The 25,395-nt window shown below is 48.1% G+C and carries 18 protein-coding genes and 2 pseudogenes; 16 read left to right on the top strand and 4 right to left on the bottom strand.

What is annotated here, in order from left to right:
- From AUC60_RS21740 to AUC60_RS21700, 9 genes are all read left to right on the top strand, one after another.
- A partial coding sequence (locus AUC60_RS21740) for a putative Ig domain-containing protein (RefSeq protein ID WP_193441878.1) occupies positions 1-1,076 on the top strand: 1,076 nt, incomplete at its 5' end.
- A gap of 1,918 nt (positions 1,077-2,994) precedes the next feature.
- Positions 2,995-4,188: a hypothetical protein gene (locus AUC60_RS21735; protein WP_144443287.1), complete on the top strand. Its 1,194-nt coding sequence runs from the start codon at positions 2,995-2,997 to the stop codon at positions 4,186-4,188.
- Positions 4,189-4,456: 268 nt separating this feature from the next.
- Positions 4,457-5,260, top strand: coding sequence for a hypothetical protein (locus AUC60_RS21730; RefSeq protein WP_087272552.1), 804 nt, complete (start codon positions 4,457-4,459; stop codon positions 5,258-5,260).
- Between the two features lie 32 nt (positions 5,261-5,292).
- A complete protein-coding gene (locus tag AUC60_RS21725; protein ID WP_087272549.1) occupies positions 5,293-5,856 on the top strand; it encodes a hypothetical protein in 564 nt (187 codons plus the stop codon).
- Positions 5,857-5,897: 41 nt separating this feature from the next.
- The gene (locus tag AUC60_RS21720) at positions 5,898-8,297 is read left to right on the top strand and encodes a CS1-pili formation C-terminal domain-containing protein (RefSeq protein ID WP_087272546.1); all 2,400 of its coding nucleotides are present in this window, start codon (positions 5,898-5,900) and stop codon (positions 8,295-8,297) included.
- A 197-nt stretch (positions 8,298-8,494) separates the two neighbouring features.
- Complete coding sequence (locus tag AUC60_RS21715; protein ID WP_158099148.1) at positions 8,495-9,244, top strand: response regulator; 750 nt, start codon at positions 8,495-8,497, stop codon at positions 9,242-9,244.
- A gap of 16 nt (positions 9,245-9,260) precedes the next feature.
- Complete coding sequence (locus AUC60_RS21710; RefSeq protein WP_087272542.1) at positions 9,261-9,887, top strand: response regulator transcription factor; 627 nt, start codon at positions 9,261-9,263, stop codon at positions 9,885-9,887.
- Between the two features lie 104 nt (positions 9,888-9,991).
- The gene (locus tag AUC60_RS21705) at positions 9,992-10,705 is read left to right on the top strand and encodes a response regulator transcription factor (protein WP_087272539.1); all 714 of its coding nucleotides are present in this window, start codon (positions 9,992-9,994) and stop codon (positions 10,703-10,705) included.
- 49 nt (positions 10,706-10,754) lie between these two features.
- Complete coding sequence (locus AUC60_RS21700) at positions 10,755-11,228, top strand: EAL domain-containing protein (protein WP_087272536.1); 474 nt, start codon at positions 10,755-10,757, stop codon at positions 11,226-11,228.
- A 285-nt stretch (positions 11,229-11,513) separates the two neighbouring features.
- Here the strand turns inward: AUC60_RS21700 and AUC60_RS21695 are convergent, their stop codons facing one another.
- Positions 11,514-12,074, bottom strand: coding sequence for a hypothetical protein (locus AUC60_RS21695; protein ID WP_144443286.1), 561 nt, complete (start codon positions 12,072-12,074; stop codon positions 11,514-11,516).
- A gap of 320 nt (positions 12,075-12,394) precedes the next feature.
- On the opposite strand from AUC60_RS21695, the gene AUC60_RS21690 reads away from it, so the two are divergent.
- The 3 genes from AUC60_RS21690 to AUC60_RS21680 all read left to right on the top strand — a co-directional run bounded on the left by AUC60_RS21690 (position 12,395) and on the right by AUC60_RS21680 (position 17,762).
- Complete coding sequence (locus AUC60_RS21690) at positions 12,395-15,604, top strand: response regulator (protein ID WP_087272530.1); 3,210 nt, start codon at positions 12,395-12,397, stop codon at positions 15,602-15,604.
- Positions 15,605-15,618: 14 nt separating this feature from the next.
- A complete protein-coding gene (locus AUC60_RS21685; RefSeq protein ID WP_338014039.1) occupies positions 15,619-16,758 on the top strand; it encodes a response regulator in 1,140 nt (379 codons plus the stop codon).
- A gap of 134 nt (positions 16,759-16,892) precedes the next feature.
- Positions 16,893-17,762 carry a DUF6694 family lipoprotein gene (locus AUC60_RS21680; RefSeq protein ID WP_087272523.1) on the top strand — a complete coding sequence of 290 codons (870 nt, stop codon included), beginning with the start codon at positions 16,893-16,895 and terminating at the stop codon, positions 17,760-17,762.
- A 516-nt stretch (positions 17,763-18,278) separates the two neighbouring features.
- On the opposite strand, the gene tnpC is transcribed toward AUC60_RS21680, so the two are convergent.
- The 3 genes from tnpC to AUC60_RS21660 all read right to left on the bottom strand — a co-directional run bounded on the left by tnpC (position 18,279) and on the right by AUC60_RS21660 (position 21,463).
- Complete coding sequence (tnpC, locus tag AUC60_RS21675) at positions 18,279-19,790, bottom strand: IS66 family transposase (protein WP_087272520.1); 1,512 nt, start codon at positions 19,788-19,790, stop codon at positions 18,279-18,281.
- Positions 19,791-19,991: 201 nt separating this feature from the next.
- Positions 19,992-20,165, bottom strand: coding sequence for an IS66 family insertion sequence element accessory protein TnpB (gene tnpB, locus AUC60_RS28690; protein WP_476644147.1), 174 nt, complete (start codon positions 20,163-20,165; stop codon positions 19,992-19,994).
- A gap of 98 nt (positions 20,166-20,263) precedes the next feature.
- Complete coding sequence (locus tag AUC60_RS21660; protein WP_087272515.1) at positions 20,264-21,463, bottom strand: hypothetical protein; 1,200 nt, start codon at positions 21,461-21,463, stop codon at positions 20,264-20,266.
- A 319-nt stretch (positions 21,464-21,782) separates the two neighbouring features.
- Between AUC60_RS21660 and AUC60_RS21655 the strand changes: the two are divergent.
- The 4 genes and pseudogenes from AUC60_RS21655 to AUC60_RS21640 form a co-directional block, all read left to right on the top strand.
- Positions 21,783-22,172, top strand: a pseudogene (locus AUC60_RS21655) (transposase); the annotation flags it as partial.
- A gap of 875 nt (positions 22,173-23,047) precedes the next feature.
- Entirely contained in the window at positions 23,048-23,791 is a 744-nt protein-coding gene (locus AUC60_RS27700) for a hypothetical protein (protein ID WP_144443285.1), read from the top strand.
- Between the two features lie 21 nt (positions 23,792-23,812).
- On the top strand, positions 23,813-24,190 hold the full coding sequence (locus AUC60_RS21645; protein ID WP_087272509.1) for a hypothetical protein: 378 nt from the start codon (positions 23,813-23,815) through the stop codon (positions 24,188-24,190).
- 619 nt (positions 24,191-24,809) lie between these two features.
- Positions 24,810-25,246: pseudogene (locus tag AUC60_RS21640) on the top strand (cell wall hydrolase).
- Positions 25,247-25,395 lie beyond the last annotated feature (149 nt).

The following is a 25,395-nucleotide window of genomic DNA, read 5'->3' as shown; positions in this document are numbered from 1 at the left end:
CCGCCAACGTGACGCCTGTCACCGCTGCCGGTGGTACCGGCACCCTTAGCTACAGCGTATCGCCGACCCTGCCTGCCGGGTTGAGCTTGAGCACAGCCACCGGGACGATAGCGGGGACCACCACTACGGCGGCTGCTCAGGCTACCTACACTGTAACGGCCACCGACAGCGCTTCGCCCGCACACACGGCGACGGCGACTTTCGCTTTGACAGTTAATGCTAGCCTGAGTGCGACCGCTACTCTGGCGACCACCACCCTAGTCGCTGGCGATGTTACAAACTTTACCCCAGTAACGGCTAGCGGCGGTGTGGGCACCCATACCTACTCAGTCACGCCTAATTTGCCAGCAGGGCTTAGCATGAGTGGCACCACAGGTGCTATTACTGGCACCCCTACAGCAGAGTCGACGCAAAGCACTTACACTGTTAGTGTGGCTGACAGTGCAACCCCAGAGCACTCTGTAACCGAAACTTTCACTTTAACGGTCTTGCCGAGTTTAGCTGCTGTTATTGCCAATCCCAGAAACATGACGCCTTTGGGTGATACTGTCGCTTACACACCTGTAAGTGCAAGTGGTGGCCAAGGCCCATTAACTTACAGTGTTAGTCCGTCACTTCCGGCAGGGCTCAGTTATGACTCAGCAACAGGCGCCATCACTGGAACAGCCTCAACGGCGTCAACAGCGACTACTTATACTGTTACTACATCTGATAGCGCGACCCCTGCACACACGAGAACTGACAACTTTCGTTTCGGTGTAAGCTCAAATGAGGTGGCTTTTTCTAATGACGGCTCTACTATGACCGGCTACTGCAATTCTAGTGGCATGAGTGTTAGCTTTCTTCTAGAGCGCAGTTCTGCAACTGGGGTTGAGGTTAGAGGGGCTTTCTATAGCGGCAGTACGGCTGTCAGAACTGCTTATGGAAATACCACGCAAACATCTGGAAGTGTCTCTGCTTCTGCCCGCGAGATACAAGGCTATTTGAATCGGTATGGAAGCGGCAATGTAAGCTTCAGTTACTTTCTTCTAAAAGACGGAGTTTTTGTTGATAAGGCCTCGATACCATGTCTGTGAGGCCCTAGGGTGCTTGCCGATGTAGACAATCGCTTGAATGATAGCTGGCTATGCCCGCATAGTCAGCCACTTGAGGGAACTCTGAAAAAAACTCAACAGCCTAATGATTACCCCAGTCCAACTAATGAGCGATTGGGCCCTGATAAAGCCGAGGTTCTTTTTTCACGCTGAGAATGCTGGCAAGCGTGAGCAGACTCGCAGTGAACTCGGCGTGATTAAGATGATTAAATCTTAACTCGGAAAGGTTTGATCATGCTTGTCGAGCCGCGTTACCAAAGGGCAAAGGTGGGTGTCCTGCATGCGCGTTGATCGCGCTGATTGGGGTTAATCTTATGTAGCCCTGGTCTGGTCACAAAGCGCCGGCAATGTGGGCGTCGCTTTAGAAACTAAGAGACTGCACATGTTTGCGGGGTGTTCTGGATCGGATTCCGGAAGCAACCCGCAAATTTGCTCAGGCTGTTGGGCAAGCATGAACTGGCTGGTAAGGTCTTTAGGTCATCATGGTGATGTAAGTGACCGTGGCTTGCTGTCTCGTCACAGCGCGTTGGTCGCTGCGACGCATCATTGATGCGCCGAGTTAGGCCTGCTAATAAACACATGACATCAGGCAATGCTATTCGCTGTGTGGAACCTGCGCCGGATGCGAACTGTTGCTGAATGCAGGAGTGGTGTGACTGTACTGTGAGCAATGATCACTGAAAGCGCTACTGTTGATGATGGCAGCTCCCCGAACAGCCCAGCGGCATGATCATTACCAAAGCAGCTTATGAAAAGGCGCCTGATCGCCGGGGCCTGTGGACACTGTGTCAAGTCTCTATTCCCTTTCTAAAATCCGCTCAATACCGCCCCCGCAAATCTCGAAGCATTGATTGAAATCATCCTCGCATGTGGGGTTTAAGAAATTGAAATCGTTGTAATTACTGTCATACGGACTGCTGGCTCCACAGTATTTTCTTGCATCTTTATCCGTTCTGCCGATGACACATGAACGGTAAATGTTGCGGTTCGCGATCGAGGCAGCCTGGCGTGAGTCATCCTCAACACTCTGAATGTGTCGGCATTGCGTCCGGGCTTCCTGACAGCCTTTGACACAGCTTATTCCTGCCTCCGTCTTGGGGGCCGTATATTTGTAGTAATAACTGGGGCCGCATCCAGACAGGCAGATGAAAGATAGGCAGAGAAGCGAGGAGGTTAGTATTTTTTTTTTCATGTGTGCGCACTGCGATTGATGGCGGAATGGGGCGGTTAGCCTATGAATTATGTTGCAGGCTTTTAAGGGCATATTTAGCGATGTGCCTCTTGGCGAGAAAAAAGCAAAAAATTTACGATTATCGCAGTTATCTCTTCGGTAGGTTTGATTGAGTCAATTGAAGACTACTGATTTCGATATCTTTCAATATCCTTTTCTACCCTTGCGCGCGCCAGACAATTAGCATGACGACTGCATCGGTTGGGTGCGCGATTGTCGGATGATGGGCATGCGTAATGCTGCACGCTCATGGTTTATTACCTCTCGTAAATTAATATCGAAATCTACAATAAAAGAATATAAATGCAACAGAGTATTGTATTTTTTTGCACCTCGCGACGGGTGGCTGCCGGTCGTTGTAACTAACGCATTTTTCGCCCGAGCTATCGGCTGCTGCAGGTCTGAACGCTGCGCAGGCGATTCATGCTCCTCACGAGCCAATGCAGAATTTTAGTAAACGACGTGGCTATTGTAGGGGGAGCCCTACGGGTGTTTAGGGCGTGCCTGATAGGGGGGGCAGAAAAACATCAGTGATTATAAGCTGATGGGCAAAACAGCCATAGGTCTCAGATTTTCTTAGCCGCAGTTATTTAGCAATATAGCGACCTTGCGGTTGGTAATAGGGAGTTTGGTACAGGGTGTCATTTTTGTGATGGGATGGCGAGTAAAATGCGTAGTTTATTTATTGCTTTGTGTATTTTTTTAAACCTGACGATACCGTGTGCCTATTCAGCTCCTTTGCAGACAGGGAGCAATAGCGGGTTTCTGATATACAAGCCAGATGAGCGTCAGGATTTAGGCACTACTGTAGTTGGAGGTGGGAACAACACAGATCCGGATTACCCCTATTGGGGCTCTTGTGGGGTGCCTACTAAAGCCCTCTGTTGGCCTGAGACTGTACCGTCAGAAGAATACACATTAAACAAAGAAGCAGACCACGTATCTGTGTATCTAGCGTTTGGCCCTGGGGAAGGCACTGCCACTATTAACTACGATGGGGAGCAGAAAAAATTTATGTTTAACGCCCTTGATAAGCGTGACAGAACACGCTATTACAGAGTTCAACTCAAAGGTGAATATACACTGGAAGGAAATAACTGCGGTAGCTTTATGAATTTTGATGCTCCAAAACTGGTGAGTGAGAGTTCCGCTACGCGCGTGATAACGTTCAGAACAGGGTATTCAAATGCTGTAGATAAAGGTGCTTGTGAAGTTTTTCTTAAGTCAACTCCAACTACAGCCACGCGGACCGTTTCTGTGAGTCTTGGTGCTCTGGATTTTCGCATATCATTGGGTATTTATGACGTTTTGCCTTCTGGTAAGCATCTTTTCAGTGTCACGCTTAATGATTACATACGCATCAAGGAGCGAAAAAATAACGTTGTTATCAACGACAGATTGGCCGCCGGGCCTGTGTATGTAAGTGGGTATATAAACTTGAAAGCCAGCCTGTCGTTTCGATTGTTATCTGATGCGGGTAAGACGATGATGTTTGATCCTAATAACACCGTTGTTGATTTTTTTCGGGTGCAGGGTGAATTTAAAACAAATTTCCTCGCCATTACAACCACCGTTAATTGTCAGTACATCCACGAAGGCAAGTGCGCGCTTTTTGATGGGAATTCATATTTGCCGCTCAGTATTGGTGTTCGATCAGATTATCTAGTCAGGAACACCTCCACCGTGACCTTGAAGCCCGGTGTGCCGCAAAAACTGACCGGGCCACTGGGATTTAAAATTGGTACAAAGGCGCCCATTCAATACATGTTCGGGTTGAGTCGCGAAGATGTAATGGCCAATCCTGCATCGTTTGGCCGCGAATTCTCAGGCGACGTGACGATGATTGTTGAGGGAGATTTTTGACGAATTGGTAAACGCTTTCTAATCCTTCAAAGCATCTGCAAGTGATTGGTTAGAACAATGTCCAGTAAGTTTTAAAAACTTGCCACAGGTGTGTAGCAGGTGCGTGGGTATCAACTTGTTTTTTCAACAAGTTGGCAGTTTTGTAAGGGGCGCCCTACAGAGTTATAGGGCATACCCTATCTCAATGACGCGAAACCGTTGGCATACTGGCTCCTATGACGAAGCCTGCATCAATTTATAGTTAAGTAAGGGTCTTTTTGGAGTCTGTATGAATTTTAAATTTGCCGTGTGCCTTGCGCTAAACTTAGTCTGCCTGTCTGCATTGGCTGACACCTTGACTGTCAAGATGGACAAAAATTATTACTTCCAGAAATTTGATCAAAAGGAAATTGAGATCAGCGTCTCCAACCCCAGCTCGAAACTGGTTTTTGCAGAGGCTGCTTTATACAAAGGAAATCTGAAAGACGGACAGGTCGATTTTGACTTTGGTAATAAGATCACAAATTATGACGTTTATCCAACCTCGATTGTTATCCCGGCCGGACAGAACAAGAAGATCAAGCTGTTTCGAGACACGGCTGCTGTGCGAACGGGGCAAGAAGAGTATTACCGAATTCGGGTGACGCCAAAATCTGCAGACGCAGCACTAAAGGCCAACCCCAAACTCATGGAGCTATTGACCGCTTCTGAGAAGCAAAGCATCGCTGATGAAGGTAGTGTCACTGCGAAATTGAATTTCTTTCTTGGGAGTGGTTCTGTTTTGATCGTCCAGGAAGGAGCGTCTGTTCTTGACAAAAATATCTCAATTAGCAAATTAGTTAAAAATGCGACCGTTGAGTTTTTTGTAAGTAACAACGGTGTCGAGACCGTTGAGCTTGAAGATGCGAAGGTTTTTGTCGGCAAGAAATTCATACAGCTAGGTAGCATCCTGCTCCGTGCAGGTGGATCAAGAACTATCGCTATTAGCAGTGAAGATTTGAAGGGCAACTCAATGACGGCAGACTCAGATTTCAACGAAGTCCGCTTCGCCGATCAACATAAGCAAGACCACGTTATAGCATTGGGCAAATAACGTTAATCACAATCCACAAGTGGAGTTTAAAAATGCGTAAATCAGCAATCGCAGTCGGTTTCGCCGTGGTTTCATCATTCTCTTTGACCGCCATGGCGGCCAGCGTAGAAAAGACGCTCAATCTGAAGGCCACCATCAGTGATCCAACATCTGCATTCCAGGTAGAGGCCGTCAGCGGCAGCTGGCCGAACACTGACCAAGTCATCACTTACAACTCGTCCAACGGTACGTTTTCCAATCCCGGCGCGATTGGTTTTAAAGTGAAGTCGACGCAAGACGTGACTGTCGCCCTCAACTCTACTGCAAAACTGGTAGACGGTTCCAAGGAGATTCCGATCGACGTATCGATCACCGCACAAGACACTGCTAAAGCCACCAGTGTAGCTGCAGTCTCGCTCACAGGACAAAAATTGTATGACAAGGCGAAAACCACCACCGGTGATTATGCTACTTACAACTTAGAAGTCAAAGCCAACAAAACCAACATGAAGGATGCAACCGGCGCCATCATTCCAAACACAGCCACGGCTCCGGGTAAACCTGCTGCTGGCAACTACACCGGAACAGTTGACCTCGTATTCGAATCGGCCATCTAAATGCTAACCAGTCCTGCTCGCTGTGCGAGCAGGACACTACCGTGATTATCAAGATGCCAAAGAAAAAACTTATATCAATTGCACTATTTTCCTTGCTCAATGCGCCTTTTGTAGGCGCGAGTTCCCAGGAGAATGTAGAAGCAGTTGTCATCGAGAAAGGTGTTGTTCTTGATCGGGATAAGTTGATACCGGTATCGTTGGTGATCAATGAAGGAAGCCCCGCCGAAGCGTGGCTAGATATTACAAGCGACTTTAAATTTATTTTTGTGAAGAAAACTGAAACGATCGAAGATATCATGAGCGTGCTGAATGGCCTAAAGGTATCCAAATCCTTGCGCTTCACGTGTGAAAACTCCACAGATCTGTTTTGCAAAAAATATAAATATTTTATTTTAAGCTACGATTACGAAACCGGAAAGCTGGTGGTGATATATCAATCCCTCAAAGATGAGATGTTCATTGCACCCAGCGAAGCTGCGGTAGGACTTAGTCAGACGATGTCTTATAGCCAGAGCTCAAGCGACGGCTATGCATTCACAACAGGAAACTGGTACGGAGATTTGAATGTAGGTCTGACCGAGGCATCGAGCCTGACGTCGTCCCTTTCATATGATTTTGAGCTGAAAAAACTTCAGCAGTCCGGTCTGGCCTACGCACACGACTTTAATGATGGCCGTTCCTTTTCCGTGTATTACTCTGAACCTGGCCTCAGTGAGTTTTCCAACCTGATGGGGTCCAATGCGAGAGGCGTGAACTTTACTTGGGGGAATGCAACAGATTCTGATGACGTTGGGAGTGCGGCACCTATCATCGTGGATGCAAAATACAACAGTATTCTCAATGTTTATGATGAGAACGGTAAACTGATCCAGAGCATGCAAGCCGAACAGGGTATAAATCGAATAGATCTCCCCTCGTCTACAGTTGCGAACCGCGTGCGTATCGAAGAGGTCGCTGATGGTCGCATAATGAACAGCTATGAAAGAAACACGAATATTCAAGGCGGTTCGGGTACGTCCATCAGCCTCGACGCAGGCATTGCCACGATTGAAAAGGAATTTCGCTACAGTAAATACCGTTGGCTGGACGACGAAGCCCTGTCTCAGAAAAGCTCACAGAAAGATCAGGGTGACACTCCTTATGTCAGGTATTCACAGCGCGTGAAAAATGTCGAGTTCAAAGGTACTTATTTTTCTCGTGTGGACTGGTCCACCACAAGCCTGCGTTATAACGGAATTCCAGGCCTTGACGTCGGCATCGAATCCACCTTCAAGGAGCAAATTAAGAAACACGACATCAACATCGGTTACAACGGTGAGTTTGGTGGCGTCAATTACTACGGTACTTTGTCGAAAGGCTTGGGTAATACAAAACGCCTGTCCAAAACAGCGGGCGTTTCAATGCCGGTTTTCGAAAAAAGCCGGGTCGACGTATTTTATACTCAGAGCCATAGCGTTACTACGCCGATTGATTTCAGCAAATATTTTCGGCGTCCACGTCATCCTTCAAAATCAAGTTCTGATTATAGAAAACTGTCCCTCAGGTTTAAATCCAGCAGCGACACCCAAGTGGGGCGATTTGATTATAGTTTCAACCTAGGTAGCGATTTGCGTGGAGAAAAGAGCGTGGGCGTATCGTTGACCTTTACGCCAGAATCCAAATCCAGATGGATTAAGCCTAGCGCCGGCGCGGAGTTCAATGGCAAAACCAACACCACCTACGTCAAGAATTCGATGAACCCCACGGATGACCTGACGCTTGTCCCAGAAATTCAGTTTGCCAATAACGTGGTTTCGAATTACGGCGTATCCAGTACCTATAAGAATGACTATTTGAATGGTGGCGGCAGTGTGTACAAAAGCCCAGAGGGCGGCCAGAGTCTTTATCTGAGCGGTAGCAGTAACGTGCTGCTTTCCAAGTATGGTGTGGTCAGCAGCAGCGAGGACAAAAACACCGTGTACGTATTCAAGAATGAGTCCGGCCGTTCAGATCAGAAAATACCTGTCGATTTCAGTATCAATGGGAGCAAGAAAGAGTTATCAGACGGCTCAATCATTTACACTGACGCCAAGCAGTCGAGTCTTGCGAGCATTTACACCGAGGCGATGGACGTTGCGATGAAATCCGAGTACGCGAAGATGCACGTCAAGCCTTACCGGGTTTACGTGGTCGAATACAAGCACGAAGATAACAAAATCTTCGTATCAGGACGTGTTTTGAACGGTGATAAACCTGCTGTTGGCGTTGCAGTAGTCAATCATGTGGGCAAAGCGGTTTCTGACCAGGACGGTTACTTTTCACTGCAGGTCAGCCGTGAAAACCCAGTGGTCTCGCTGTACAGCAACGGCCAACCGTGTCACACGCAAATCGACGACGTCTTGAAGAACAGTCAGCATAATTCCAGCGAGGTTTACCTGGGTCGGCTGCAGTGTGTTCAATAAGGCAAAGGTCACATTGCCAGCTATTCTGATGTAGATTTGGACGTGCGTGATACTGCAAAGCATTTAGGCAATCTTGCCGCAGGACGTATCAACTTGGTTCAATGGCTTGTGTGAAAATACGACTCGCACATTGGCTCGTGATTCCAGGTGAACTGAAAAAAATTTTGTATAAAGACCTGACTGCCAGGAGAGGAAACATGGAATGCTTGAACATTTTGGTAGTGGACGATCATGAGCTCAACCGATATTTACTCATCCAGCAGCTTCTAGGGATGGGGCATCGTGTCGAAGAGGCTCAGAGCGCTGTTCAGGCACTCGAGCTTTTGGTCTCAAAAAATTACGACGTTTTATTTACTGATTGTAATATGCCCGGTATGGACGGTTTTGAGCTGGTCAGGGAGTACAGGGCTTATGAAGGTATCGAAAAAAATGGACGCTGTCTGATCGTTGGCTTCACCGCTAGCACCAGTGACAGGACGCGTGAACGTTGTCTTGCCTCAGGAATGGATGAATGCCTGTTCAAGCCTATTAACTCAAAGGTTCTGTCGGGCTTTTTACAGGGTGTGCCGCAACGCGACGAAAACGGGGCGGCGCAGAGTGCGCTCGACGCGGACTACATTCTTGAGTTATTCGACGGTGATAAACGGGTCAGTCTGAACCTGTTCAAAGAGCTGCATGAGAGCAACACGCGCGACCTGAAAACGCTCGACGCGTTGCTCGCCTCAGGCGATCACCGCAAGATGAAGTCTTTGATTCATCATATTCTGGGGGGCGCCAGAATCGTGGCTGCTCAGGACCTGGTCGAGTCCGCTCTTTATTTTGAGGAAATTGCTGAGAAGGGCATCGTTGATGATCGTTTTAAACGTTCGATCTGTTTAATTCGCAGTCAGTTGATTTCTTTGCAGCATGATCTGAAAATGTGGATGGACCTACAAGCAAGCCCATGAATGCACGGAGTTTGGTATGGCCACAATCCTGGTAGCAGATGATCACTCAGTGGTACGGATGGCAGTTAAAGTTCTTCTTGAAAAAGCGGGTCATTCTGTCATCGAAGAGATTTCAAATGGCATTGAAGTCGTTGCGGCAATAAGAAGAAGAAAACCGGATCTCATTATACTGGACATTGATTTGCCCAATATTGATGGTTTTGAGGTGCTGCGGCGGTTGGCTAAAGAAGAGGATAATTATAAAGTCATTGTTTTTTCAGCCATGTCGGCGGAGCGTTTCAGTGACAGGTGCCAGCGCTTAGGCGCGGTCGGCTATGTATCTAAAGTCGGTGAATTATCTGATCTGATCACCGCGGTTCAGGTAGTGGTGATGGGGTACACCTTGTTTCCTGTGATCGCGACAACGTCCGTCGACAAAGAAGACAGTACCATTAGTGAGGAAGAGTTGATCAAGTCCCTTTCACCAAGGGAGTTGGTAGTTTTGCGCCATATTGTTCGTGGGTTACGCATAATAAACATTTCTGATGAGATGATGTTGAGCTCCAAAACCATCAGCACCTACAAAGCAAGGCTTCTTACAAAGCTGCGCGTTGGTAATGTGCCGGATCTTGTTGATCTCGCCAAGCGTAACGGAATCTTTTAAAAGAGTTAAGTTATGGTGACATGCCCTGACTTATAGGGCATGCGCTTTCACGTCCTTATTAGGGGCGTGGAGTTGTGCTTGGCTACGTGTTGTCTCCGAACTAAATGCGAGGTTTCGTGAGGATCTTAGTCGCCACCGATGACGTGGAAAGAGCTGATAAAATTCGTCAACTGTTAACAAAGTCGAGCCATTCATTTGTCGCATGCCGACATGAATACGAAATGATTGAACACTTGGCATTTTCCTCTGTTCAGATATTGATAGCCGATGTGATGATGAGCAATGAGTGTATTATCCAGGCGTTGGAAAAGATACGGTACGAGCACCCCTTGTTAGGTATTATCCTCTATGGAGAAGATATTCAAAAGGTTTGCTATTCTAAGGCTCTTAGGGCTGGTGCCGACTATTATCTAAGCACTGATTCACCGTTGTCGACGCTGGTTGCTACCGTTCATGCGCTTGAACGGAGACTCTCTGTTTTGGATCAACGCAAGACCGTGTTGGATGTTTTCGTTCTGGATGTTGTTCGTCGCACCTTTTTTTGTGGGGAATATTGTTCTATTAGTCTGACGCATAGAGAATGTCAGCTATTGACAATCCTTATTCAGCGTTTGCGCTGCCCGGTTGCATCATCGGAGCTTTCTTTTCTGATTGGATATTCTCCCAAAATTAACAGTGCCAATCGGATTCATATGCTGGTCTATCGGTTGAGGAAAAAAATGATGAAGGTGCCTCGGGAGGTTGTAGATATACAAAACATCTACGCTCAGGGGTTTGTTTTAAATTCGGTAATAGATTGCGTTATCGTTTCAGTATAGCGTGTCGGTTTAACACAGTTGCTACATCATTATTTGAAGGGTTGCGAAGATGAATATAACTGCTGAGGACTTGGTTGAAGCGATCTATGGCAATGAGTTCAGTATTGAATACTGCCCGTTGTCACCTTCTCTTCAGGATACTCTCCCAGCGTTGAGGGTGATGTTGGTATGGCACAGCAAGGCATTCTCAAGGCGCATACATGCAGACATCTTTGTGCCAGTTGCGAAGGAATGTTCCATGTTGAATATGCTGGACGCGTTGGCACTGAAATTGGTGTGCGAAGAAAAAACAAGGCGTAAGGAAGCGAATAAAGAAGTTGTGGTGCTCAGATTTTGTCTCAGTCACCTGGTGTTTAGTAACTTTTTTTCGTTTGTTAAAATCTTGCTGGAACGTTTCTCAGTGCGCTCCAATGAACTGCGTTTTGAGGTTGTGAATGACATGGGGGGTGAAGGTTACAGCGCCTCCATCAAAGATATCGAAAAAATCAAAAGTATTGGTGTGGATGTCCGTCTCTGTAATTAAATTCCGTGATAAAAAAGGGACGATCCGAGAACGTGCTTCATGCGGGCGTGTCTAGGTGCCGGCGGGGCGATAGGCGGTGTGATCTAAAGCGCCGTCAACGTCAATTGAATGCTGCGTTAAAATTGCCTATTAATGTAGACGTGCTGTCAGGTTGATGCTTTATTGACTTGTGTGCGGTATTATTTGGCTCGTAGCAGCTGATCGATGTGTATAGAAAAAAATCTGAGCTTCATGCTGATATAGGCTGGATTCTTTTTCATCACTTGTTTCGTTGCATGCAGTTTATCAACGGGTTTTAATTAGTTCGATAACTCTCATCAATATCTGTGGTTTTCCGTAAGGTTTTACGATATGTGGGTTGGCTGTCATGGCCTCAACCTGCTTGAGAGGAATACTTAATAACACCGTGCCGAATTGATAAGTCGCGATGTAGGCTGCTACACCCGGTTTATAATATTTATAGGTGGCTGTGGAATCATCAAGGTACCAACCATCGCTGCGTAGCATTTCACCAAGTTTCAGTTTTTCCGCTGCTGAAAAATCCATACGAACCCCTTCGTATCTGTATTTAGTGGTATTCAGCGACTGCCTTTGTTTTTCGTTATGGAAAGCGTTTGTGCTGGCGACACTCGTTTTATGCAGTGTAATACGTACATTTGCAGCGCTTATGCCGTAGAATAAAGTTTTAGTTTTTTTCGTACACTCATAGCCCTCTGTTTTCTTTTCACAGTTGCGAAACCCCTGTTTTAAGGCCGTTACTGCATTTCCCGATGTGTATAAGCCAGAAACACTTTGGCTGGGCTCTTCAAAGCGTTGCGCGCTTGACTCTACAATCAGGGGGATCATCAATATTGACACCATGCTGCAATAGTTCATAGCCACCTCGTATGGAGGTGTGAGAATTTAAATAAAAACCCCGTGTAGCACCACTCTCTAATACTAACGTTTTGATTTTAGCCTTGTGTAAGGCACGGACTACGCTCGAAAAGGGCATAGCCTACATCTGACGTTTGGTCAGTAAGGTAGGATTCATTCGCTCGCTGATGCGATTGGCATACTCCGCCGCGAACACTTCTCATGTTGCTTTACACCATTGAATCGCAGGCGCGGACTTCGAATTTTCGTCTAAAATCGACGCATTCAGGGGGGCACAAATCGAGGTCGATATGTTGTGGATCACAAAAAGCATCAATAAGAATCTAGGGCTGTCTCGTTACCTGGCACTTTTTTTTTCGGCACTGGGTGCGTGGTCCGTTGCAGAATGGTATCGCCTTGACCTGGAGTCAGAGTATAGGGACTCCTTGGGTGATCTGGTCGAGCACAGGGCTCAAGACTTCGAGCAACGCTTATTGTTAGGGCGCGCAATGGGGTCTCTTTCTCTAGCCGGTAAAATGGACCCGAATGTCAAATTTGCTGCTCGCGAAACCGACGCTGAAAAATCAAAAAAAGAAAACGTCGCTTTACAGGCATTAAGGACTATTGCATTGAGTGTAGGCGCTTCACACGCTTTCGTTGTGAATGCTGAGGGTTTGATCACCAGCGCCTGGGATGGCGCTTCTATTTCTCCGATCGGTGTGAACGTCAAGTTTAGGAATTATTTCAAAAGCACTATTGATGGTCAGGAGGTCGCCTATGCGGGTATTAGCGCAACCACCCAAAAAAGGGTTTATTGGGAGGCCGCACCTGTCTACGCCGAAACAGAAAGATTTCAGCAGGTTATAGGTGTCATCACCGCACGGTTTGACGCGACGAGGCTAGATGAAGCGTTGACTCATCCTTTCTACAGTGTGGGCCTGTTGGTGACCCCGGCAGGTGTTATTTTCGCGTCAAGCGATGAACGTTGGACAATGACTACGATAAGAGAACAAACCCGTGACGAATTGAATGAAATGCGTGCAAGCAAACAATTCAGTCTTTCAGGTACGGATGAAGTCAATTTCCCCGCATCACCGTTCAAGGTGACGACTGATACGCTATCGATGGGCGGCGTAAGGCATGCGGTGGCCAGCGCCTCTGTGGACTGGAACGATCCTGCAGGCAAATGGCAAATCATTTTTGCAGGTGATCTGGATAACGTGGTCTCACCAACGCGTCTCTGGATCATCAGAGCCATTTCATTCGGTGCGCTGAGTATCCTTCTTTTTCTTTCCGTACGCAGGCTTAGCGATCTTTATCTCATTCAGCACAGAAGACTGGTTTTGCAGCAGGCGAAGGAAGCTGCAGAAGCTGCAACCAAAGCCAAATCGGAATTTCTGGCGAACATGTCTCATGAAATCCGCACACCAATGAACACCATCATTGGCATGTCCGATCTGGTGCTCCATACCAATCTGAACAGCGTGCAACGTAATTATTTGAAAAAAATCGGTTGCGCTGGTGAGCATTTGCTGGGAGTGATCAACGACATTCTTGATTTCAGCAAAATCGAAGCAGGCAAGCTGGACATTGAGATCATGACTTTTGATGTTGACGAGCTTTTGGATCAGGTAGTCAGTATTACCGGTCACAGGGCGGTTGAAAAAAAAATTGAGTTCATATTGGACGTCGGAGCGGACGTACCCTTTGCACTGCAAGGCGACTCACTGCGCCTTGCGCAGATTCTGACTAATATCGTCGGAAATGCCATCAAATTCACAAATACAGGCCGTGTCGTATTAGGTATATCTGTGCTGAGCCAAGATGACGCTAACGTGTCGTTAAGCTTTGTAGTCAAAGACACCGGCATTGGTATTGAGCAGCGTCACATTGCAAATATATTCAATGGCTTCAATCAAGCGGATACTTCGATCACTCGTCAATACGGTGGTTCAGGCTTGGGACTTGCGATCTGCAAAAGCCTGATTGACCTAATGGGCGGGACCATTGATGTGAACAGTGTGGTTGGCGTGGGGACAACCTTCAACGTTGTCCTTTCTTTTCAAAAAAACGCTGAAAAGGATAGCGAGCATCGCTTAAAGACCCAATACAACGACATGATAGACGTACTCGTTGTCGGCGGGGATGACGAGGTGCATCAGTCTTTGGTTGCACTTCTTAAGCGCCTTGATTATGCAGTCGACAATTTCGTATCAGGCTCTGAAGCTCTTCAATGTATGACCGGTCGTGCTTACCCATTGATTTTTGCATTTCCTGACATGACGGACATGAGCGGTATCGAATTTCTAGATCGAGCGTGCGCTGGAGCTGACACCACGTTGCCGGTGTTGGTTGAACATGCGCCTGATGATCACGTGTTTCGTCGCGTCGACAAATTAATGCACATTTATCATCCTATGACCCCCAACCGAATACTTGAGCTATTACAAAACTGCCGAGTCGAGGCTGAGCATACGTCTCTCTCTAATACGACAAGTTGGAAATCTGAATCGTATCTGAATATACGCGGCGCCCGGATCCTTCTTGTTGAGGATAATGAGCTCAATCAAGAGCTGGCTTGCGATATTCTCTCAAGATCTGGAGTTGAAGTGGTAGTTGCCAATAACGGCCAGGACGCACTCGCCGTCCTGTCTTCGGATGTCGCTTTCGATGTGGTGTTGATGGATTGCCAAATGCCGATTATGGATGGATACACGGCGGCTCGGAAAATAAAAAATAACCCTGCCTTTAGCTTTCTCCCCGTTATCGCAATGACGGCAAGTATCATGCGTGGAGACAAGGAAAAATCGTTTGCTTCCGGAATGTGCGATTACATCAGCAAGCCTTTCAAGGTTGTTGAAATATTCAAGGCCCTGGATTTCTGGATAGAGAAGTCTCGAACTGAATTTTTAGTTCAGCAAGATTCGTTGAATAGGCAAAACGACCAGCTCATCCAGATTTCAGGCGTGGATGCAGTCGTAGGATTAGGTATTACTGGCGATGAAGCCCTGTATTGCCGATTGCTTAAGATGTTTTGTGGGCATCAGGAGAAGTACAGGAAATCCCTGCTTGATGCTTATTGTATTGAAGACTTCAATGCGCTCTCCACCGCTTCGCACAGTTTGAGGGGAGCGGCTGCAAACATTGGCGCAGTGCGTATTGAAAAAATTGCAGGCGACCTTGAGTCACTGTGTTTAATGGAGACCAGGCTCGACGCGAAGCCTGTTTTGGATGAACTGATTCGCGAACTTCAAGGTGTTGCTATCGGCATCGAAGATTTTCTAAAGCGAAGAGCGGATTTGTCCGACCGGATACATTCTATAAAAAAAGAGTTAACTCAGATACAAAGTTTACTGCGGGCCGGTGACTACAGTGCAGTGGTAAGGCTCACAGACATTAAGCGGAACGGAATGCCTTCCGTCCTGGTCACGGAGCTGGACAGAGTGTTGCAGGCTGCTCAAAGTTACGAATTTGAGGAGGCCATAGCCCGTTTAAATGATTTGATTCCAGAAATAAAATGAAAGAGCCTTTAGTCATGATGAACAAAACTCAGGAAAAATTTACGATTTTGGTGGTTGATGACAGTCATGAAACATTGACTCTATTCAGTCACTTGTTGATGGGCCAATATTTTGTCAAGGTCGCCGACAGCGGCCAACGAGCGCTGGAAATCGCATCCAGTGATTCTCCACCGGATTTGATTCTCCTGGATGTGAAGATGCCGGGTATGGATGGATATCAGGTTTGCAGCACATTAAAGAAATCGCCTCGTACCCGACACATCCCAGTTATTTTCGTGACTTCTAACTCGCAGGTTGTCGAGGAACGACGCGGTTTTCAAAGTGGCGCGGTTGATTTCATCAAAAAGCCTGTCAGCTCTTCAGTGCTTCTGGTCCGAGTCGCAAATCAAATAATTTTGAAAAATAATACCGATTTCCTTCGGTCGAAAACCGAATACCTGGAAGCGAAGCTGGCCAACAGTATTAAAGAGACCAGTGACTGCCAGAAGATGGCTATTCGGGCTCTCACGTCCTTAGCAGAGACCAGGGATTTGGAGACGGGGAACCACATCGTCCGCACTCAGTTGTATGTAAGGTTTCTGGCATTGCATCTTCAAAATAACCCTAAATTCTCCGAGCTGTTGACCACCGAATACATTGACGTTCTTTATCACTCTGCTCCGCTTCATGACATCGGCAAGGTTGGGATTCCCGATCGTATCTTGCTCAAACCCGGGCGATTAACTGAAGCTGAGTATGAAGTCATGCAGACTCACCCTCGGCTCGGCCGTGATGTAATAGAAAATGCTGAGCGCGCACTTGGAATCGATGCCAATTTTTTGAAAGTGGCCAAGGAAATTGCATACTGTCATCACGAAAAATGGGATGGCAGCGGTTATCCTCAGGGCATTGCGGGCGACGTTATACCTTTATCTGCGAGATTGATGGCGTTGGCCGATGTGTATGACGCATTGACGAGCAGGAGAATTTACAAGGACCCTATCAAGCACGAGAAGGCGGTTGAAATGATACTTGAAGGCCGGGGTAAACATTTCGATCCTGATGTCGTCGACGCATTTTATCAGATCAGGCTGCTGTTCAAAAAAACCGCGATTCGCTACCTCGATTCCCATGAAGAGCTTTTTAGTTTAGCTGCTCGCGTTTCATCATTTTGACCGTGCAACATCAAGTTAATCCATTCAATGCACGTGTTTGATAATTGAAGCCTGAACCATCGCTGCGCACACTCGGTCAACTACTTGAGTGGGAACGTACAGTCGCGCCTTAATAATTGGATATCTTTTAATACATGACCATTGTCAGAAATATTTTGCTGAGCCTCTTTTTCATTTTTATCGGTGGGTGCGGTGAGCCTCGACTAGATGCTCGGGAACATTCTACGTTTGTCAGATCGATAGAGAAGATGTCTAACGGGCTTCAGCCTGAGAAAAGAGAAAAATTTGCAAGCAGCATACGTCTGCTGCTGCTGGCTAGTGATTCGAAGTCACTTGAATCGCTTGCCAGCGATCAACACGAAGTCCCCATTAATGACCTGCGTGCTTTGGGTGGGCTAACCGTTGATCAAGTTATCTCCCGCGCTGGTGCCGTCAGAGATCAACAGGAAACCCTGCGTGTTTCGCGGGAAAAAGAGCTTAGGCAACTTAAAACCTTGGAGAGGAAGGCGGCACTTGCTGAAGTTACAGAACTGGAGGCTTCAGAAAACCAGTACGCGCGTTATAAGGCAGCGATCAGCAATTTCATAATTTTGTCTTCAAAATTTTATCAAAAGGAACAAGATCGTTTTTATCATTCACAGCCGGTTCTCGAAGTCGAACTTTTCAATGGTTTGACTGAAAGTGTGCATGGGGTTTATATGCGAGGAACGGTAAAGGCAGAAGACGGCTCAGTGTGGTTGAAAGAGGATTTCAGGTTCAAAGCCTATGAGCCCTTGCAGCCAGGGGAGAAAAGGGATATAAAACTGACCCCAGATATTTTCAGTCCTTGGGGCAGAGTCAACCCTCCGCAAGGGTTGAGCTTTGACGTGGAGCTTATCCGTCTTGATATTTCTGACGATGAATCTTTACAGAGCGTGTGTGAGTTTACGGACCAGAAAAAAGCTCGGTTAAATTGGCTTTTGCAACAATATGGATTCCGAAAGAGTGATGCTTCCGCGCCTTAAAAGCTCTGTCTGCAGTCGGCATCCTGTAGCGCAGCCAGTTGCAATGTTAATTTGCCAGCGTGCTCTACGCGGTCATTTGCCACAGGCTTGGTGGATCTGAATGGCTCTGTTTTGTACCTTTTGCTAAAGGTGGACTAGGTAAAAGCGCTACATGTATTAGGCAGGTCTATTTACTTGAAAACCTTTCAGCTTATTCCGTACTTAGGTTAGCGACATGTTATCGACCCAGTATGGATTCTCAAGCTTCCGGTTTATGTCATCCGCTGACCTTTCAGCCAATGGCAAGTAAATAGAAACGGATGTATGTTTTTTATCTAGGGATGCTCCGATCAACTTGCCGCGCAGCGGTGGCAAGCCGTAATTTGCCAGGCATATAGGGCTATTTTTCTGAAAACGGTCTGATGCAGTGTGAGTCGAGCGCGTTTTTCGCTCGGTTTTCCGTGTTAAGCGCGCAACTCACCCAAACCCATCGTAAGCGCTCCATAAACCCCACCAGCTTCACGATGGGCGGTGCGCTCAGCTAGGCGAGATGGGTGAGCAGTTCCAAGGCAGCAGCGCTTCGTAATCTTCAACCGATGTCGCCGTTGGCAGGCGTTCCATTGCGTGGCGCAGCCAAGCATAGGGCTCCTGGCCGTTGGCTTTGGCAGTCTCGACCAGGCTGTAAAGTTGAGCACTGGCCGTGGCACCCTTGGGCGTATCGCTAAACAGCCAGTTCTTTCTTCCGATCACGAAGGGACGAATCGCGCGTTCAGCGGCGTTGTTGTCTAGCGGTAAGTAGCCTTCCTCGACGTATCGCTCCAGCTTGCTCCAGTTACTTGCGAGGTAACTGATGGCTTTGCCCAAGGCGTTCTGAGCGGTGACCTGTGGCTGCGTCTTTTCGATCCAGCTTTTCAACTGAGCCAGTATCGGCAGGCTATGTTCGTGACGGCCGATCTTGCGCTCAGCGTCGTCGCAAGCCTTTAGGTCGCGTTCGATGCCGTACAGCTTGTTGATCAGGTTCAGCGCGATATCGGCGCGCCCCGTTTTACCTTTGGGCTGCACTTTCTGTGCTTCAACAAACTTGCGTCGAGCATGCGCCCAGCAGCCTAAACGTTCGACTCCGTCCTGCGCGCCCAAGGCGTTGTAACCGGCGTAGTCATCGGTCATCACGTAACCGCGATAACCTTCGAGCAGGCGCGTTGGCACCTCCTGCGCCCGGCTAGTCGAGTAGTCAAAAAGGATCACCGGCTGATTCGGCGGCCCGCCGGTTTGTACCCACATCCAGGATTGGCTGCTCGGTTCTCGATCTGGTTCTTTCAGCACTTGCACGCGCGTTTCGTCGCAGTGGATGACGCGGCTTTCCAGTAGCCGGTCGCGCATCAAATTCAGCAAAGGTTGCAGGTGTTCGCCGCACTGGATAACCCAGCGCGCCAAGGTCTGGCGTGGGATATCGATACTGTGGCGCCCCAGCACTTTTTCGAAGCGATGCAGTGGCAGGCCATCGACGTATTTGGTCGTCAGCAACATCGCCAAAACGCTCGGGCTGGCCATACTTTTTTCAATCAATTGAGCTGGCTTGTCCGCAGTGACCGGAGCGGCTTCGCAGTCGCGGCAACCATAGACTTTGCGGACGTGTTTGATGACACGGATCTGCATCGGGACGATTTCAAGCTGCTCGCTGATCTCCTCGCCGATGGCGTGCTTGCGGCAGCCGCAAGTGCAAGTCAGCTCATGTTCGGGCAGTTCGTGGATGACCTCGATGCGCGGAAGGTCAGCGGGCAACGGCTTGCGCTTGCCACGGCGCTTGGCGGGTGCGACGACCTCTTCTTCAGTGGTCTCGCACGCCAACTCAACCTCGTGCTCCGCTTCATTGAACAACGCCATTTGAGGCGTTGCCGGATTCACGGCCTGCTCTGATTTTCGGCCAAACAGGCGCTGCCTTAGCAGTGCAACTTGTTCTTCGAGCACGCCCATCCTGGATTGCATCTTCGCAAGCATCTGCTTGAGCAACTCGGGATCATCAGGAAGGTTGTCGGGCACGAAATTCATGCCCTGGATTATTCCGAATCAGGCCACGAATCGTGGCGTCAAAACCTGATGAGGACGGTTACGCCAGAGGTCAAAGCGGTCGAGCATCCAGTTGAGTTCCTGAACAGTCAGGACAATCGCTTCGTCCGTCACGTCGGGCGACGTTTTGAAGCGTTCGGACTCAAGGCGCTTGAGCCAAAGGCAGAAGCCGTTTCGCTCCCACTACAAGATCTTCACGCGGTTACGCGGCTTGTTGAGGAAAACAAAAAGGACTGGGTCAAAGACCGCGACCTTGATATCCAGCTCGACTAACGCAGCCAGGCCATCGATGGATTTTCGAAAGTCGACGGGCTTGGGGTAGAGATAGACTTTTTCGACTTTTACATCGGGTCGCATCATGGCGAACGGGCTCCTGAGAGAATCGGGAGCACAGCATCGAGCATCAGATAAGCGCTTGGAATGTGGGGTTCATGGAGGGCTTACGCTTATCTTACTCAGAAATCGCCCTCGATCACCATCGTCACGTCGCCCGAGAACTCGCGGCCCGAGGACGCAGGGTTTCGTAAGACGTCCTCTCGACTCAATCCAAACATATATTGGATTGGCGCGGAAGTACCGATTTTAAATCCCAGCGGACCGGTCAAGGGAGCGCGGACGCCAGGTTTTAGCGTGACCGTTGAGGTATTCCTTACCAAATGGTCCGATCGAACCCCAATGCTCAACGGCAAATAAGAATTACCATCGAACAGCGCGCACTTACCTTGATAGATGTATTGGCATTTGACAGTGGTGCTGATGGCCAGAAAATTCGTTCGAAAATTCCCCAATATTCTAAAAAACTCGACTGCAGAATTCTTGGTATCAAATTCCATTTTCTGGTTTTCAGTCGTTAGCAAATTAAAATTCAAGCTCGCCTTAAGATCTACGTACCCTTTGACGTTCATCGGACCAATGGTCGGCAAGACATTTGTGATGCTATCATTGGAGTTATATTCCCTTATGCTTATATAGTCTGGAATTGTTAAAGAGAACAAGTGTTTACCTGACGGCAAGATATCGTAAATACCCATTGCGATCCGAAAATTGAGTGCACCTAAACTCATAGCAACGCTTCGCTCCGACTCCGTCGGGGTTGACGTAAGGATTAGCCAACAAAGTCCAGAATCATTCTTGACAGGACTTGCCCTGAAACTGATGACTTTCGTAGCTGCACTTTCAGAGGAAAGCTTCGGCGCATTAAAATTAATATTACGAGCGTCACACGTATTAACACTTACAGCAAACTCCCCTTTCAGTTGGAGTCTGTAATACCGAGTGCGTTCAAGCCTATCCAGCGTGTTGAAAGTGAAACTTTTATTTTCTCCATCGTAGTTGATGGTTGCAACCCCTTCACCGGAGCCGGAGCGAAGGTCTAACACTATCTTCCGAGTATCGTTTCTCAATATATACTTCGGAGAGGGCACAGTGTCGGGCCAGCAAAGCGAGGTCGTTGGAACACCACATATTCCTCCCCAGTAGGGATAGTCAGGATCTTCATTCGTTTTTTTGTCGGTCACCTGAACGCCAAGACTAGGCCTGTCGTCAGGTTGATAGATTTTAAAGCCACTGTTGGAGCCTGTTTCCAAAGGTACTGCGCAGGCATAACGCAATAACATGCTTAAAAAAACACTAATAAAAACAAACGCTCTACGCATATAACTCACCACTATTCGCTAAAGGTTCCATTAACCGTCAAAAGCCGCAATACTAAATGCGTTGCTCTATACTTACAAAAAGGTATAGAACCTCTGCTATCTATCTATACGGTATAGTTTTTTTCTACCACATCTATCAGGCTCCCCCTAATCGCTTGTAAGGCATGCCTTACAGTGTAGGGGGGCCGAAATGTGAGCAGTCGCCCCATGCTGAACGAGCCCATGAAAGACACGACTGGACTTGCCCCTACAAAACCGGACTTCAACTCCCCGTTAAATTGATTTTGCTGCCAAACGCCTAAATTCTCGTGGCGACCGATACCTCTGGATCGACGCGACCTACGTTAAAGTGCGTTAGGCAGGCCGTATCGTTTTGGCCGCGGTATTTATCGCCGTGGCTGTGAGCACCAATGGCGGTCGGGAAGTTCTGGGAATGCGGGTGGAACTTCCGAGGCTGAGCCGTTCTGTACAGACTTCCTGCGCAGTCTGATGCGTCGCGGTTTGCGCGGGGTAAAGCGGGTGATCTGACGCTCACGAAGGCCCCAAGGCGGCTTTCGCCAAGGTCTTCCACGCGACTTGGCAGCGCTGCCGGATGCATTTCATGCGCAATGCGATGGCCCATGTCGGCAAGTGCCACCGCAGCATGGTGGCGGAGTTGTTGCGCACAGTCTTCGCTCAGGACAGTCGCGTTGAACGCCATCAACATTGGCGTCAGGTGAACAGATGTTCACCCAGTCTGGGTGGACAACGACCGTTGAATGCAACGGTGGCAAGGCCGGTAAGGCCAAAGCTAGAGGCGAGAAAAAGAAGGAGAAGAAACCCGTCAAGGTAGTACAGCTGTCACGAAACCATCGATCTGATTATTGAATAATTAAGAGCAACATTAAACAAATAACAATGACCTATAGCAATTGAAACTGACAGAGTGGCAAACTCCTGAAATATACCGCTTTGCCTTATTTTGTCCGCTCATCAGTTTTCGTTTTGTCTCACACTGCATCCCAATATGCGGGGGGGGGGCTGCTTACAGCCGTCTCAACAGCTCAGGATTTCCTACAAATTGGTTAGAGGATTCCTGAATAAGCGCACAGGCCTGCCTTTAAATGAGTATGTCGGTTGACCGGCATGACGTCAGCGCAGTGCTCAATAGTACGTGCACTTGCTTAACGTGGGTAATAATTACAGGATAAAAATTTCTGAATGCAACAGCTTTTATTGATCTGTGCTTCGCGTTTCAATCATGCTGGACGTTACGGCAAATGCAGCTTCTTCATGGGGCGTCGGATGTTTTCCTAATTGAGATTTCGCAGCTCGTTCTGGCCTTTCGCCAAGTCGCCTCTTTCTGATATTCAGTGTTATCCGTGTAGGGGGCGCCCTACAACAGTTTAGGGTGTGCCTGATGGGGCGACGAAAAATAAACGATCATTATTAGCACATGGATAAGCAAATTATTCGTGTGACATTATGCAATTTGCATCCTTAGAAGAATGTAAGCAGCTCCAAGTTTGAGAGGCGCCACCGTTAAATTTTTAGGGTAAAAAATCAATGCGTAGTATATTAATTTTTTTCTGTATGGTGTTGAGCATGACGACGCACTGTGCGTATTCAGAGACTCTGGAAACTGGCGACAACAGTGGCTTTAAAATCTATCAGCCCGATGATCGCCCCAGTATTGGCTTCTCAGTAACCAGCAAAGAAAACAACGAGGATCCCAACTATCCCTACTGGGGTACGTGCGGCGCGGATGTGAGATCTCTATGCTGGCCCGACACAGTGCCTTCAGCACCGCGGATTTTAAGAACCGATGCAGATTCGGTAGTAATTGACATAAATTATGGCTCGAATGAAGGTTCTGCTGCTGTCAACTACCAAGGTAAAACCTACAATTTTGCTTTTAATACTCTCAACAAAGATTACGCAACGAGAACTTATAGATTTCAACTCAAGGGGCAGTTCACCATTGAACAAACTAATTGCGCCAATCTGCAGCGAAACTTACCAAAGTATCCAAGCGAAAGTTCTGCAACTCAAGTGTTCTCAGTCTTGACAAGTGATAACAATAGCCATGTTAAGTGCTCCATAAGGTTGGCTTCAGCACCTACTGCATCGGAACGTAGTATTTCTGCAAGCATGGCAGCTGCTAATATACAGATAGCGTTGGGTATTTATGATATTCTGCCCTCTGGCAAGCATTTATTTGGCTTGACTATCAATGATCGCCTGGACATGAGGCAGTACGTGGGCAGGGGCTACTTCAAACTTGCCGATATTGGACCGGTACATTTGCAAGGCTATATTGACTTGAAAGCGAGTTTAAATTTCAAGTAGTCAAGTTATAATGATCTAAATATGAAGTTTGATCCTAACAATACAGTCGTCGATTTTTTTAGGGCGATGGGCGATTTTCGTACAAATTTTCTGGCCATAACTACTACAGTTAATTGTCAGTACATACATGAGGGCAAGTGTGCGCTTTTTGATGGTAATTCATATCTGCCGCTGAGCATCGGCGTTAGATCGGATCACCTTGTCAGAAAAACCTCCACCGTTACCTTGAAGCCCGGCGTACCTCAATCCTTGACTGGACCTCTGGGATTCAAAATCGGTACTCAGGCACCCATTCAATACATGTTCGGGTTGAGCCGCGATGATGTCAGGGCGAATCCCGCTTCGTATGGTCGAGAATTCGCAGGTTCCGTGACGATGATTCTTGAGGGTGATTTTTGACGCGCGGATCGGCGCTTCGAAATCTTTCAAAGCCCAGGCACGAAGCGTTGCAGGCCTGAGTTCTGCACCACTAACAGGGCCGGTACTCACTTTGCGTTTATAATTGAGCCCCGGCCATCACCCGCCACTTCGCTCCTCGATGCTTACATTGCGCGCTGCGGGTCAAAACCAATAAGGTCCTGCGAACACCAAGCATGCTACCCACCGAGGTGAGCCAGGAGGCATTGTCCGACTGCTCCTTTTGGCTTCAGGGGCTGGATGTTTTCCTGCATCACGGGCAGAGGAAATATCAGGGTTAACTGCCCTTGATTGACTAGACCCATTGAAACGCATGCTTTTCGCGGGTAGAAGGCTGCCGATTATTATTCCGAACAGCTCGGGCGAAGACGGTTTGGGTTGATTCTCGAATCTTTATCCGTGTTGTGTAAGACTTAAGTGTTAGACAAAAAGGTTTTTAACCAGAAGTGTGGGTTCTGTGTCGGTTTTAGTTAAAGAGCATCGCACTGTTTATACCGAGTAAGTCACTGATATATTCTATATTTTTCTGCCAATCTTAATTGTTTCTGATCAAGATCCCCATGGCCGCCATTGAGCGGTTTTTTTTCGTCTGGAGAATAGCATGACTGTTACTGAAAGAGACCGCGACATCCTCGCCCGGACGCTGTGGGGCGAAGCCCGTGGTGAGGGCCTGGCGGGTATGGTCGCGGTGGCCTGGTCCATTCGCAACCGCGTGGACATGGATTTGTACAACGACGGTAAGCCTGACTGGTGGGGGGAGGGATACACAGGCGTATGCCAGAAAGCCTGGCAATTCAGTTGCTGGAACAAGAATGATCCGAACTTTCCATTTTGAGCGGTGCTGAGCCGATCCCACCGGCCCAATTCGCTCAGGCCCGTCAGGCCGCTGCAATCGTCATTGACGGTAAGCAACCTGATCCCACTGGCGGAGCCACTCACTATTACTCCACCACGATGCCGAAAGCGCCGGACTGGGCTGCAAATGCCAAGCGAACGCTGAAGCTTGGTCGTCACATTTTCTTCCGGGACGTGCCATGACGGCTCTCCTCAAACTGGTGCCTATGTGGGTCTGGGTGTTGGTGGCGCTGCTGGTGGCTGTCGCGTACCTGACCCTGCGTCTCGATACCGTGAAGGTCGCCCGCGATGCCGTCACGGTTGAGCGTGATGCCGAGCGGGAAAAGGTGGCG

Source organism: Pseudomonas caspiana (genome assembly GCF_002158995.1).
GTDB classification, from domain to species: Bacteria; Pseudomonadota; Gammaproteobacteria; order Pseudomonadales; family Pseudomonadaceae; genus Aquipseudomonas; species Aquipseudomonas caspiana.
The sequence above is the reverse complement of the archived record's forward strand: the minus strand, read 5'-3'. Positions and strand labels throughout refer to the sequence as shown.